Source organism: Bradyrhizobium forestalis, from assembly GCF_002795245.1.
Lineage (GTDB): Bacteria > Pseudomonadota > Alphaproteobacteria > Rhizobiales > Xanthobacteraceae > Bradyrhizobium > Bradyrhizobium forestalis.
Genome location: NZ_PGVG01000001.1, coordinates 345140 through 357932, shown reverse-complemented (window position 1 = coordinate 357932; position 12793 = coordinate 345140). Strand labels below are relative to the sequence as shown.

Annotated in this window: 17 protein-coding genes; 5 read left to right on the top strand and 12 right to left on the bottom strand. The window is 64.4% G+C overall.

All coding sequences use genetic code 11. The annotated features are described in order from the left end of the window. Nucleotides 1–66 precede the first annotated feature (66 nt). From CVM73_RS01635 to CVM73_RS01615, 5 genes are all read right to left on the bottom strand, one after another. The gene (locus CVM73_RS01635) at nt 67–459 is read right to left on the bottom strand and encodes a FixH family protein (protein WP_100230262.1); all 393 of its coding nucleotides are present in this window, start codon (nt 457–459) and stop codon (nt 67–69) included. A 103-nt stretch (nt 460–562) separates the two neighbouring features. After that, nucleotides 563–925, bottom strand: a complete 363-nt coding sequence (locus tag CVM73_RS01630; protein WP_100230261.1) for a hypothetical protein — start codon at nt 923–925, stop codon at nt 563–565. A gap of 165 nt (nt 926–1090) precedes the next feature. Continuing rightward, a complete protein-coding gene (locus CVM73_RS01625; RefSeq protein ID WP_100230400.1) occupies nt 1091–2278 on the bottom strand; it encodes an MFS transporter in 1188 nt (395 codons plus the stop codon). A 63-nt stretch (nt 2279–2341) separates the two neighbouring features. After that, nucleotides 2342–3706 (bottom strand): NAD(P)-binding domain-containing protein, encoded by a 1365-nt coding sequence (locus CVM73_RS01620; RefSeq protein ID WP_100230260.1) that lies wholly within the window; start codon nt 3704–3706, stop codon nt 2342–2344. Between the two features lie 49 nt (nt 3707–3755). Then, the gene (locus CVM73_RS01615; protein ID WP_100230259.1) at nt 3756–4073 is read right to left on the bottom strand and encodes an ArsR/SmtB family transcription factor; all 318 of its coding nucleotides are present in this window, start codon (nt 4071–4073) and stop codon (nt 3756–3758) included. A 126-nt stretch (nt 4074–4199) separates the two neighbouring features. Between CVM73_RS01615 and CVM73_RS01610 the strand changes: the two genes are divergently transcribed. From CVM73_RS01610 to arsC, 4 genes are read left to right on the top strand one after another with little or no spacing between them, the layout of a single operon-like run. Continuing rightward, on the top strand, nt 4200–4574 hold the full coding sequence (locus tag CVM73_RS01610) for an ArsR/SmtB family transcription factor (protein WP_100230258.1): 375 nt from the start codon (nt 4200–4202) through the stop codon (nt 4572–4574). Continuing rightward, the gene (locus CVM73_RS01605) at nt 4555–5082 is read left to right on the top strand and encodes an arsenate reductase ArsC (protein WP_100230257.1); all 528 of its coding nucleotides are present in this window, start codon (nt 4555–4557) and stop codon (nt 5080–5082) included. Before CVM73_RS01610 ends, CVM73_RS01605 begins: the two co-directional genes overlap by 20 nt. Next, nucleotides 5082–5783, top strand: a complete 702-nt coding sequence (locus tag CVM73_RS01600) for an aquaporin (RefSeq protein WP_100230256.1) — start codon at nt 5082–5084, stop codon at nt 5781–5783. The genes CVM73_RS01605 and CVM73_RS01600 overlap by 1 nt, the downstream gene beginning before the upstream one ends. Then, nucleotides 5780–6181 (top strand): arsenate reductase (glutaredoxin), encoded by a 402-nt coding sequence (gene arsC, locus CVM73_RS01595; protein WP_100230255.1) that lies wholly within the window; start codon nt 5780–5782, stop codon nt 6179–6181. Before CVM73_RS01600 ends, arsC begins: the two co-directional genes overlap by 4 nt. A 17-nt stretch (nt 6182–6198) precedes the next feature. On the opposite strand, the gene CVM73_RS01590 is transcribed toward arsC, so the two are convergent. The 7 genes from CVM73_RS01590 to CVM73_RS01560 form a co-directional block, all read right to left on the bottom strand. Next, nucleotides 6199–6501 (bottom strand): 3-keto-disaccharide hydrolase, encoded by a 303-nt coding sequence (locus CVM73_RS01590; protein WP_100230254.1) that lies wholly within the window; start codon nt 6499–6501, stop codon nt 6199–6201. Beyond that, on the bottom strand, nt 6485–7078 hold the full coding sequence (locus tag CVM73_RS01585) for a hypothetical protein (RefSeq protein WP_245452184.1): 594 nt from the start codon (nt 7076–7078) through the stop codon (nt 6485–6487). Before CVM73_RS01585 ends, CVM73_RS01590 begins: the two co-directional genes overlap by 17 nt. Before the next feature lie 259 nt (nt 7079–7337). Beyond that, nucleotides 7338–8225, bottom strand: coding sequence for a DUF1259 domain-containing protein (locus tag CVM73_RS01580; RefSeq protein WP_100230253.1), 888 nt, complete (start codon nt 8223–8225; stop codon nt 7338–7340). 42 nt (nt 8226–8267) lie between these two features. Beyond that, nucleotides 8268–8501, bottom strand: coding sequence for a hypothetical protein (locus tag CVM73_RS01575; RefSeq protein WP_167406550.1), 234 nt, complete (start codon nt 8499–8501; stop codon nt 8268–8270). A gap of 443 nt (nt 8502–8944) precedes the next feature. Then, nucleotides 8945–9922 (bottom strand): tripartite tricarboxylate transporter substrate binding protein, encoded by a 978-nt coding sequence (locus tag CVM73_RS01570; RefSeq protein ID WP_100230252.1) that lies wholly within the window; start codon nt 9920–9922, stop codon nt 8945–8947. Between the two features lie 67 nt (nt 9923–9989). Continuing rightward, a complete protein-coding gene (locus tag CVM73_RS01565; protein WP_100230251.1) occupies nt 9990–10892 on the bottom strand; it encodes a VOC family protein in 903 nt (300 codons plus the stop codon). 15 nt (nt 10893–10907) lie between these two features. Further along, a complete protein-coding gene (locus CVM73_RS01560; RefSeq protein WP_100230250.1) occupies nt 10908–11900 on the bottom strand; it encodes a zinc-dependent alcohol dehydrogenase family protein in 993 nt (330 codons plus the stop codon). Nucleotides 11901–12008: 108 nt separating this feature from the next. Here CVM73_RS01560 and CVM73_RS01555 point away from each other — a divergent pair, with 108 nt between their 5' ends. Beyond that, nucleotides 12009–12710, top strand: a complete 702-nt coding sequence (locus CVM73_RS01555; RefSeq protein WP_100230249.1) for an FCD domain-containing protein — start codon at nt 12009–12011, stop codon at nt 12708–12710. Nucleotides 12711–12793: the final 83 nt, after the last annotated feature.

Genomic DNA, 12793 nt, shown 5'->3' with positions numbered 1-12793 from the left:
CCTTGGGCGCGCGTCCATGTGAATGGGAAAGGGAAGTTCGGGCGCCATCAGGCGGCGCCCGAAGGCTCACTTCGTCGCCTTGACGATGACCTTGCCGGTGACCGTGTCAGGCTCGCCCTGCACCTTCGCCGAGAGCGTGACCTGGTAGCGGCCGGCCATCGGCAGGTCCGTCTTGAAGGCGTAGACGCCCGGCTCCTTGGACGGCAGCGGTGCGACGGCCGATTCCATCTCGGCCATGCCGTCCGGGGCCATATCGACACGGGTCTTGAAGATGACCGCGTCCGACACCGGCTTGCCGGTCTGCTTGTTGGTCAAGCGAACGGCGAGCGTGACGTCGTCGCCCTTCTTCATCTCGGGATTGACCGGCTCGAAAGCGTAATCGCCGGCACCCGCCATCGCGGCCGTTGCGGCGAGCGAAAGGGTGGCGGCAACAGCCGCGGCGCTGAATTTGGGAAGCATTGTCCTGTCCTCATGAATTGATCTTCCGCCGTGACGCAGGAAGCGCGCACGTCAGTCATCGTCGCGCACAGGCGTGCCCGCGCGCGTCTTTGGCTTGGCGAGATCAGATTCGAGGAGGCCGGAAAGGCGGACTGCCGCCGCGGAAGGCGACGACCTGATCGGCGGGGATAGCGGTCTTCCCTGCCGCTGCGGCAAGGAATTCGAAAGCCAGGGGCCGAACGTCCGCAAGCGCAACGGTGCCGCTGACACAGCAGAAGCCCATCCCGCACTTGTAACCTGTGTCGGACCCCGTTCCCTTCATGTCGGGACAACAATCGTCCATCGACATATCGCCGACGCCGCCCATCTGCATGGCCGCCTGCATGTCATCTGGCGACATGGCGAGGCTGGAAGCGGACGCGCCAGCCGGCAACATCGCCAAGGAAATGGCGATGGCGAGTGCCAGGATGGTACGAACGATCCGCATCAAATGTGCTTTTACCTTTTGGATACCTTTTCGAGCCGCAGCGCGACGTTACTAACATATTCAGCTGCCGAAAGCATTCTTTGATCCGGGTCAAGCATTCGTGACCGAGGCTCCGATGCATGTCGCGACGATCAACCGCCCCTCGGCTCAGCTCTCTTGGATTGTTTACCTTGGCGTCGAGACATGCTTCCCGGGCCCAGAAATCCGCGCCCATAGCAGCGCGAGCGGGCCCAATGCGATACCGGCCGCGAGCACGATGAAAACGAGCGACCAGCCCCTGGCACTCTGCGGACCGCCAGCAGCATCGAGCGCAACTCCGGTCCCCCACGCTCCGATCGCCGACAGGCCGAACCCGACGGTTGAGTGCAGAGCCAGGGTCGCCCCGCGATGCTCCGAGACAGCTGCAGCCGACATGCCGGCCGTCAACGCACCAGAATCCGCCGGCACCGTCAGGCCATAAATCATCAGCAGCAACGCCAGCACCCATGCCGGAGCCGTCGCATTAAGGCCGATGACGAGCGCAACGCAGGCCGAAGCGATCATCACCACCGTGATCGCCCGATGTCGCCCGAACTTCAGTGCGGCCTCGTTGCCGAGGATGCTGGCCGGCATCGAGATCACTGCGAAGCAGAAGCTCATCAGGACCGGGCTCAGCCATGAGGGCGCGCCCTGATGCGCGACGACGTAGGTCCAGAATCCGACCAGCCAGGTGCGAATGCCGTAGAGCTCGAAGCAGTGCGCACCGTAACCGAAGATGTAACCGAGGGCCTCGCGGTTGGCGAAAACGGGTGCAAAGTTCAATAGACGTCCCACTCTCGGAGCGGGACTGCGCCTCTCGATCAAAAGACACGCGACCACCATCGCGATGGGGCCGATGCCGGTCACGTAGAACGCGGTCCGCCACCCCCAGCCATCGGCGAGGACTTGCGCGATCAGGAACGACAGGCCGACGCCCACCGAGAAGCTCGACGTGTAGAGCGTGACCGCCCGTGAGGTATCGCCGGCAGGCAAGCGATCCGTCAACGCCTTGAGCCCCGGCATGTAGGCACCGGCAAAACCCAATCCTGCCAGCGACCAGATGATGGTCCCCGACCAGAACCCTTGCGCGAAGATGCCAAACGCCACCGTCGCGAGTCCGCTGACGACAGAGCCGCCCAGGAGCACGAGCCGCGCGTCGATACGATCGGTCAACGTCGTCAGCACGGGCACTGCGAGCATATAGCCGAACGCATATCCACTCGCCATCAAGCCGCCCTCGGCGGCGGACAATCCCCACGCCGGCATCAGATGCTGCGCCAGATTCGCGGACAACGCCACGTGCGGCAGCAGATTGCCGAGCTGGCCGATACACATCACCGCAATCAGCGGCCAGCCGTGCAAGCTACGAATGCTCTCCTCCCATCGCGTCGATCGCCATTATGAGCAACCGCATCCCGCACCACCTGCCGTCCTGGCCGATTCATCGGCTGCACAGCAGGCCGAAGGTTCGTCCTGGGCTGGACCGCCGCAACATCCCGCTGCGCCGGCGGACTCCACACCAGCACGTGTGCAGACGCCGGTCTCCGGCAGCACGAGCTCGACGCGTGCCGCGGCCTCCTTGTCGCCGGCGATGTCGGCGACGATCGAGCGGACCTGCTCGTATCCGGTCATCACCAGGAAGGTCGGCGCCCGGCCGTAGGATTTCATGCCGGCGAGATAGAAGCCTGGCTCGTCATGCGCCAGCTCGCGCGCGCCGTGAGGCCGCACCGTTCCGCAGCTATGCTCGTTGGGGTCGATGAGCGGCGCGAGCGCGAGGGGCGCCTCGATCGCCGGATCGAGCCGCAGCCGCAGCTCGGACAGGAACGAGAGATCGGGACGGAAGCCGGTCGACACCACCAGCTCATCCGCAACCACACTCCGCGCACCGCAGCCGGCGCCCGCCGAAATCCTGAGGCGGCCTTCGAACTCCGAAATATGGGTGACACCGAAGCCAGTCTCGACCGCAATCTTTCCGGCAGTCACGAGCGCGGCGAAGGTGGAGCCCAGTTCGCCGCGCGCGGCAAGCTTGTCGTTGCTGCCGCCGCCGAAGGCCTTTGCAGGATCGCCGCCGCGCAACAGCCAAACAGGCTTGGTGCCGGGCTCCTCCTCGGCGAGCTGCGCGAGATCGATCAGCGTGCCCACCGCGGAATGGCCGGCACCGAGCACGGCCACGGTCTTGCCGGCATATCGGGCGCGACCTGAGCCCCGCACATCCGGCATGCCGTAGGCGATGCGGTCGGCGCGCTCGCGTTCGCCGATCGCAGGCAGGCCATTGCTGCCGGCGGGATTGGGCGAGAACCACGTGCCGGATACGTCGATCACGGCATCGGCGCGCAGCAGCTCGGGACCCTTGCCGTTCTGATAGCGGATTTCGAAAGGCGCCTGCTCACGGCCCCTGGTCTTCGCTTTGTCGAAGCCGACGCGGCTGATGGCCGTGACGCGGCTCGACGTCCGGATCGTCTCGCGCAGCGGCGTTCGCGTTGCGAGCGGCGCGAGGTAGCGCTCGATCAGTTCGCCGCCGGTCGGATAGGACTGAGGGTCCGGCGAATTCCATCCGGTCGGGGCGAGCAGGCGCGCCGCGGCCTTGTCGACATTGTATTCCCACGGCGAGAAGAGCTGGACGTGTTGCCATTGCCGCACCGCGTGCCCGGCTTCGGGCCCGGCCTCGATCACGACGGGGGACATGCCGCGTTCGAGCACGTGCGCGGCGGCCGCGAGACCGACCGGCCCCGCTCCGATGATGGCTATCGTCTTCTTGCTCATTCCGAATTCTCCGATCCTTCTAGAATTATGGAATAAATCGTCAAATGAATCAGGCTGCCGTCTGAGCATCCTTGCATCCGGCTTCGTCCGCACAGCACTCTGCGACCAGGAAGTCGACCAGGCCCCGCATGGCATCAAAGTTGGCGTGGCAAATCAGGGTCGTCGATTCCCTGATCTGACTGACCAGTCCGACCGAGACCAAGGTCTTGATGTGGTGCGACAGCGTTGACGCCGGAATCTTCAGCTTGTCCTGCAAGCGGCCGACCGGCATGCCCGCGTGCCCGGCCCGAACCAGCGCCCGATAAATCTGCAGGCGAGTCCGATTCCCGAGGGCTTCCAGCCGTGCTGCTGCGTCGTCGATCTTCATGAGCGACACGCTGCGCCCATGCACATCGATTGTCAAACGCTATTTCTAGAATATTCGAAATATTCAGTCACGGGACGACCGGATTTCGGATTGACGCGGACTGATAAATTCCGTAAATCTGGATATATGGAAAAAGAAGAAGCCGTCTTGGCGCTGGCCGCGCTGTCTCAACCGACCCGTCTGGAGGCGTTCCGGACGCTGGTCAGGCACGAGCCTGACGGTCTTGCAGCCGGCGACCTCGCGCGGCTGCTGGAAGTCCCGCAAAACACGCTGTCGGCGCATCTGTCGATTCTCAGTCGTGCGCGCCTCGTCTCTTCCGAGCGGCACAGCCGCTCGATCATCTACCGCGCCAATCTCGGCGAATTCCGCGACGTTGCCGTCTTCCTGCTGCGCGATTGCTGCGACGGACGGCCGGAAGTTTGCGAGCCTGTCGTGCAAACCCTGCAATCCTGTTGCTCACCCAAACGAAAGGAGCAAAGCCGTGCACGATCACACGTTTAACGTCTTGTTCCTCTGCACCGGCAATTCGGCGCGCTCGATCCTCGCCGAGTCGATCCTCCGCAAGGATGGCGCGGGCCGGTTTCGGGCGTTCTCTGCCGGCAGCACACCGAAGGGCGCAGTGCATCCGCTGGCGCTGCACACGCTTCAGACCATGGAGTATCCGACCGACGGAATGCGCTCGAAGAGCTGGCTCGAGTTCGCCACGCCCGATGCGCCGGTGATGGATTTCGTCTTCACCGTTTGTGACAACGCCGCCGGCGAATCCTGTCCGATCTGGCCGGGTCAGCCGATGACGGCGCACTGGGGCATCGAGGACCCTGCTGCCGCCGAAGGCACGGATCTGGAAAAGCAGGCGGCATTCGTCACCGCATTCCGCTATCTGAGAAACCGGATCGATACCTTCGTGAACCTGCCGCTGAAGAGCATCGACAACCTCTCGCTCGGCACCAAGCTGCGTGAGATTGGTCGCTCTGAAGGTGCGACGCATTCAACACCAAAGGCCGGCTGATGGACGCGTTTGATCTCTCGCGGCGCGTTGCGGCCGAGGCGCTCGGCACCGGCATTCTCGTCGCCACCGTGGTCGGCTCCGGCATCATGGCGGAAACGCTGACCAAGGATGTGGCGCTTGCGCTGCTGTGCAACACCTTGCCGACCGGAGCCATCCTGGTCGTCCTGATCACCGTGCTTGGTCCGATCTCGGGGGCGCACTTCAATCCGGCCATCACCCTCGTCTTCACCGGCAAGCGCGAATTGCCGGTGAACGAGGCCGCGCTCTACGTGATCGCGCAGATCGCCGGCGGCATCGCTGGAACGATCGCGGCGCATCTGATGTTCGGGCTGCCCCTGCTCGACCTCTCGACGAAAGTTCGAACCGGAGGGCCGCAATGGTTTGCCGAAGCCGTCGCGGCGTTCGGGCTGGTCGCGACGATCCTGGCCGGCATCCGCTTCCAGCGGACGGCGGTTCCCTGGCTGGTGGGCCTTTACATCACCGCGGCCTATTGGTTCACGGCCTCGACCTCGTTCGCCAATCCGGCCGTCGCCATCGCAAGGTCGCTGACGAACACGTTTGCCGGCATCCGTCCCGTTGACCTGCCCGGCTTCATCCTTGCGGAGCTCTGTGGCGCCGTCGCCGGCATGCTGCTGATGAGCTGGCTGCTCGGCCAATCACAAGCGCGCGGCCCTGTTCCGATTGCGGAGACACCCCAATGACCGTCACGATCTATCACAACCCCGCCTGCGGCACCTCGCGCAACACGCTGGCGATGATCCGGCAGAGCGGCGCTGAGCCTGATGTCATCGAATATCTCAAGACGCCGCCCTCGCGCGACAAGCTCAAGGAGTTGATCGCGACGATGGGCATTCCGGTCCGCGCGCTGCTGCGTGAGAAGGGAACACCGTACAAGGAGCTCGGCCTGGACGATCCCAAATGGACCGATGACCAGCTCCTCGATTTCATGATCACCCATCCCATTCTCATCAACCGTCCAATCGTGGTGACGCCAAAAGGCACGCGCTTGTGCCGGCCGTCGGAAGCCGTGATCGATCTCCTGGACAATCCGATCGGCCGCTTCGTGAAGGAAGACGGCGAAGTGGTCGAAGCTCGATAGGACCGCAGTGAGAAGACTTAAGCGACTCTCGGGACAGGCAAGTCGACGACCCCCGGCACCACCGATTTAATGCGAATGTTGCGGAATTGCACCTTCGAACCATCGTGATGGTTTTGCAGGGCGATGTGGCCGCGAAGAGACCGCGGCTTGGGGTCCATGAAGTCGTTCACGAGCACATCGTTTAGCGTCACCCTGATGCGGTTGCCGACGGCCTCGATCATGAACGTATTCCACTGCCACGGGCCTTTCTCAACGACAGAGGTCGAACATTCATGACTATCTCCGGCAGAAGTGGACAGAGGCCTATTTGACCTCACCATATGTCAGATCATCGAACAGGGTCACGCTATCCGCCTTGGTCCACAAGCCAATCATGCCCGCGTCTGTAATCGTAGCGTCCTCGACCTCGAATAACGGCTTTCCGTCATAGGTCACCTTGAACCGATTTCCCGCGAAGTCGCAACGCAGCGCGTGCCATTGCGCGGACGCTACCGGCGCGCTGACTCCATAGCCGCCCTTGCGTCCGACAATCTCCAAAGACGTTCGAACGCCTTTGATCGTCCTGTAGAGCACCACGTTGTCCTCCAGCGCGTTGGCCCGGACGACGTAGTAGTTGTCCGCGTCCTTCGCGCGCCAGATGATCCCCGCGGCGCGATCCTCTGAGCCGGCGATGGCCTTGAATTTGACCTCCACGAAGCCGTCACCGATGCTGGTATCGCTCTTGATGGCGACTGGGAAGGTCGCCCGGCCGGATTGCTTGAGCACGTTCGGCTGGCTTGGCGCCGTGGCGTCGGCCTCAATGGTCCATTTCGGTTGTCCCTGACCGGTCTTCGTCAAGGTCCACCCGTCCGGCGGCATTCCGGCAGGAGCGTTGTCAAAATTCAGGGTCTTGGCCACGGCGTTCCCTCCCGTCAACAAAACCAGCATGACCGTCAAGGCAAGCCTCGCCCGCCCAGAAGGTCGGGGCGGAAGGACGGCTCGGCAGATCATCAATTTTCGCATCATCGACATCCTGTCTGTCGGCGTGGCGAGCGGCTTTACTCCAATTTGCGGGACACTCATCGCTCGGCATCCTTCGGCCAACCTCGTCATTGGCATGATATCGTGCTTCTCCGGCCTACCTCCCGTCGCCACTAGTCATTTGCTGGGTCCTCACTCAACTCTTGGTGCTGGCGGTCTTGTCGAGTGCGGCACGCACGCCGCTCGCGAGCTTGATCGCATCGTCGTTGGCCCAGAAATGCATGAAGAACAGGCGCGGCTGTTCGTCCAGCATGTGGCTGTGAAGGGCCGTCACGGCGATGCCATGCGACCGCAACGTCTTGATCACGGGGTTCACCTCGTCGCCGGTCAGCACGAAGTCGCCGGTAATCGCGGCCTTGCCGCCGCCGGTCGGCTGGAAGTTGACGGCGGTTGCAACGCCGAGCGGCCCGACCGGGCTCAACGGCATGCCTTGCTCGGTGACGGGATCGCGGCGGGGGACGTTGAACTGGTAGACGCCGCCGTTCGCCTGGCCCTTGACGCCGATGATGTTGTCGAGCCGCGCAGTGTCGAGTTCGACGGCCGGCGGAGCGGCCGTCGAAGCGGGCGCCGACAGCGGCGTCTTGCTTTCGGCAAGCGCGTCCTTGATGGCCGCGGCGATTCTGGCGGGATCACCGTGGCCGGCCACGTGCATGTAGAACGTCGCCGGGCTCGCGCCGAGCAGATGGTTGTGCACGGCGGTGATCTCCAGCCCGTTCGCGATCATCTTCGCCATGACCGGGTTGATCTCGGATTCGAGCAGCACCAGATCGCCCATCGCCATGACGCCGCCATGCGCGGGCTTGAACGCGACCCAGCCGCCGAGCGCCAGCGCGGGCTTGATGGTGACGCCATCAAGCGTCACCGTGAGATCGGTGCGCGGAAAGCCGTAGCGATGCACGTCGCCGGTGACGACCGGCTTCCGCTCCAGCGTGTCGTCGACTTTCTGCCAATCGACGTCCTGCGCGTGAGCGCTTGCGATGAAGCAGGCACCGATGCCGATCAGCGCCGAGATTGTCTTTCGCATTGATCTGCTCCCTTGAGCGTGAATTCGGTTTCTGGAGCCGTCTCAGTTCCGCTCCTTGATCTGGCCACTGCTGTCGACAACGAGCCGTACCTGCTTGCCGTTCTTGATCGCCTTGGCGGTCGTCCCCTCCGCAGTCGACTTGATGTCGCTGACCTCGGTGTAGCCAGCCGCCTTGATCCTGGCGACGAGCTCCTCCTCAGTCAGCGCGTGTGCGGCCGAGGCGCCGCCAATCAGCGCCGGAACGAGGAGAGCCTGAAGGATTGTCCGTGTGCGCATGGTCGTTCTCCTGTGTCCCCGCCCCAGGTGAAGTCCGTTTCGCAAGGTTACGCATCGACAAGGCCGGCGCGTCGCGCCGGACCAACAAGCCGAAAATGATGTGGGATGACATCGGGTGTTGGATGACATGCTGCGTCCCTGGTGAAAATCAGGACGCGATTCTTGGGCATGTCGCCTCACGGGGAGATCGCACATCCCCGACAAGCCGAGTAGAAGCCGGGGTAGCCGAGCTGTCAACTCGCACCTCCCTCGGAGTCCTCACAAAGAATTTTACGCTCCGTGTGGAACCACGGGCCCGCGCATCATGCTCGATCCTGACGCACCGCAATTCCAGGCGTTGCGCAGATCAACGACGGCGATCGCGCGGACGGTGAAGCAACGCATGCTCCGAACTGCGGAGGTGCATCCGGGCGCATAGCCGGCAGCGGGCGAGCTCCCTCACCTCAGATCTTCGGGAGCTTCGCCCGCTCCACCACGCCGGTCCATTTGACGATCTCGGTCTCGATCAGCGCCTTCATCTGCTCCGGTGAGCTACCGCGAACCTCTCCGCCGACGGCCATCTCCAGGCGCCGCTTGATGTCGGGGTCCCTGAGCACCTCGAGTGTCGCTGCATTGAGCGTGGCCATGATCGCGGGCGGTGTGCCCTTCGGAGCCAGGAGGCCCGCCCAGGTGCGCACGTCGTAGCCCTTGATGCCGGCTTCCTGAACCGTGGGGACATCGGGCAACAACGCGGTGCGCGTCGGCGAGGTCACCGCAAGGCCGCGGATCGCGCCGCCCTGGATTTGCGGCGCGAGCAGGACGGGCGTGCCGACGATGATGGGCACTTCGCCGCCGAGCAGCGCGGTGATGGACTGCGAATCGCCGCGATACGGCACGTGCACGATCTCGATGCCGGCCGCCGCGTTCAGCAATTCTCCCGCAAGATGATGCGTAGAGCCGAAGCCGACCGATCCGAAGCTGAGCGCGCCCGGCTTCTCCTTGGCGATGGCGATGAGCTCGCCGAGCGATTTTGCGGGATGATCGTTGCGCACGGCGATGACGAGCGCGTAATAGACCAGCGTCGAGATCATCTCGAAACTCTCGGCGGGCTGATAGGCGAGGCTCTTGTAGGTCGCCGCGGAAATCGCGTGGGCGCCGGTGACGAGCCCGAGCGTGTAGCCGTCGGGCGCGGCCTTCGCGATCGCATCCGCGGCGATGTTGCCGCCGGCGCCCGGCTTGGCCTCGACGATGATGGGCTGCCCGAGCTTCTTCGAGAGCCCGTCGGCGATGATGCGCGACAGCGTGTCGGCCGCACCGCCCGCGGCAAATCCGTGCAGCAGGCGGATCGGGCGCGACGGATAGTTGTCCGCCGCCGCAAGAGTGGTTGCAAGACAACCGCCCAGCAGAAAAGTGGCCGCAGCAATCCGCTTCATCCAGAGCATGGATGCTTCTCCCCTTTGATTGTTATGTCTTTGGCCGCGCGTGCGGCGTTCTTCCGTACTCAGTGCGCTAGCGCGCGAACTCCGTGCATTCAGGCGAAGGCGGCATGCCCCAGACATCGCGCGGCAGGCCGACCCAGACCTTTGGCCGCTGCGGACGATCGCGGTGCCACGGGCGCGGATCGAAATAGCCGAGCGCCTCGTCGGTCATGCGGTCGAGATCGCAGAACAGCTCGACCAGATGACCGTCGGGATTGCGGTGATAGATCGCAGTGTTGTGGCCGGGGCCGTGACGCACCGGCCCCCAGAGCACGGGCAGCTTGTGCCGCGCGAGGTGATCGCAGGCGCGATGCATGTGGTCGGGCCCGCGCAGCTCGAAGGCGAAGTGATGAAGACCGCGCACGGGCGCGCGGGCGAAATTCAGCGTGTGATGCTCGAAGCCGCTGCGCATGAAGACGAAGCGGTCCTCGATCCAGTCGGAGACCCGCAGGCCCATCACGCTCGCATAGAACTCCGAAGCGGCTTTCGGATCGGGCGTGCGCAGCGCGACATGGCCGAGCTTGGCGACAGCGAACCCTCCGATCCGCTCCTGCGCGGGGGTCGGCGTCCAGCCCTGGATCAATTCGAAGCGCGTGCCTTCGGGATCGCTGAAGGACAGCAGCCGGGACACGCCAGGCAGGGGATCGCTGTGGAGCTCGGGCCGCAGATCCGCCTGCTTCAGCGCGGCGCCCAGCGACTCCAGCTGGGCATCGGGAGATATCTCGAAGGCGATGCTCTTCAGCTCGGCGTCACCGGGCTCGATCACCAGCGAGAGCTGCTCGGAGTCGTTGGCGAGGAACAGGCGGCCTCCGTCGCGGCCGACGAGGCCGAGACCGATCACGCCGCGGTAGTAATCGAGCAGCCGCTCGGGATCGGGCGAGGTGAAGGTCGCGTGCCGCAGCCGGGTGAAGCGTGCAATGGGTGCTTGTGTCATCGTGCGGTCCCCCCCTCATGGCGTCATGATGATCTTGCCGAGCGCGGAGCCCTGCTCCAGCAGCGTATGGGCCTTCCTGACCTCGTCGAGCTTCAACACGGCCGAGATCGCCGGCTTGATCGCATTGCGGCTCAGCGCCTCGATCACACTGCGCATCAGGGCGCGGCGGCCGTCGCGATCATGGTCGTAGATGTGGAAGGAGAAGCAGCGCACGGCCGGACAGATGTCGAGATGGTTGCGCATCGCCGCCATCAGATTCTCTTCCGGAAGGCCTGCGAAGGCGTTGTACGACAGCAGCGTGCCCCATTTACCGAGCGCGCCGAGATAGGCGGTAAACTCAGGCCCGCAGACATGATCGAGCACGAGGCCGACGCCCTCGCCCTTCGTCAACTCGCGCGTCCGCGCCACGACATCCTCGCTCCGATAGAAGATGATGTGATCGGCGCGGTTCGCCTTCGCGAACGCGGCTTTCTCCTCGGTCGAGACCGTGCCGATCACGGTCATCCCGGCGAGTTTCGCCAGCTGCACCAGAGCGGTGCCGACGCCGCCGGCGGCGCCAATCACCAGCACGCTTTTGGGCGCGCGCGGATGGCGGCACTCGTGCAGCAGCGCGTAGGCCACCTGGTAATTCGACAGGCACACGGCGGCTTGCAGATCGACATGGTCGGGCAGCGCGTGCACGGCATCCGCGGGCGCGACCACATAGTCGGCATAGCAGCCGCCGCGCTGGGACAGATCGCGCGCGCTCAGCAGCACCTTTTGGCCGACGGCAAGTCCCTCGACACCGAGCCCGAGCGCGGAGACGCGGCCGGCGACATCGTTGCCGGGATTGGCCGGCAGCGGCGGCATCCATTTGTAGACGCCGCGCCGGATCAGCGCGTCGGGCTGTCCGACCCCGAACGCCTCGGCCCGGATCTGCACCTCGCCTGCGCCCGGCACGGGCACCGGAAGCTCGACCACCTCAAGTGCATCCGGCCCGCCCGGCTGACGTACCAGCACCGCCCTCATGAGTTCACGCTCCCCAGACCATATTTTCGAAAATCATACCGATTACGAAAATTATTGCAAGATGGTCGTTGCCGCGGCATGTTGAGGCATCGATTCATCGGCTGAGCCATGTCCGACAGCGCCATTCGCCCCCGCAAGGAATTCGGCAAGACCATCGCCGCCGACATCACCCATCGCCTGCGCGAGGAGATCATCGCCTGCGGCCTTGCGCCCGGCGAGCCGCTGCGGTTCGACGTGTTGCGCGAGCGGTTCGGCGCGAGCTTTACGACGCTGCGCGAGGCGCTAACCGCGCTGGCCGCCGAAGGCCTGGTCGACGCGCAGGAGCAGCGCGGATTTCGCGTCGCGCCGGTCAGCCGCCAGGATCTGGTGGAGGTCACCGATGCGCGGGTGCTGATCGAGGTGGAGTTGATCCGCCGCTCGATCGAGCGCGGCGACGACGACTGGGAAATCGCCGTGATCTCGACGCTGCACCGCCTGAAGCGGATCGAGCAGCGCGATCCCGAGCATCCCTTGCGCGACCCCGAATGGAAGATCGCCCATCGCCAGTTCCACCAGGCGCTGGTCTCCGCCTGCGGCTCGGCGACGCTGCTCGCGATCCGCGCCGAGCTGTTCGACCGCGCCGAGCGCTACCGGCACCTGTCGGCCAATTTCCGGCCGCGGCCGCGCGACAAGGCCGGCGAGCACCAGGCGATCATGCAGGCGGCAATCTCGCGCAATGCCGATCTCGCCGTGCAGCTGATTGAGGCGCATATCCGCTCGACCTCCGACAACGTGACGAAATACGCGGGCCATCTGCTCGACGCCGAATAGCGGTGCGGGCATTTTCATCTCGCCAGGCTTGCGTCGCGGATGATTTTCGAAAATAATACACATCATCGAAAATCGAAACCCTT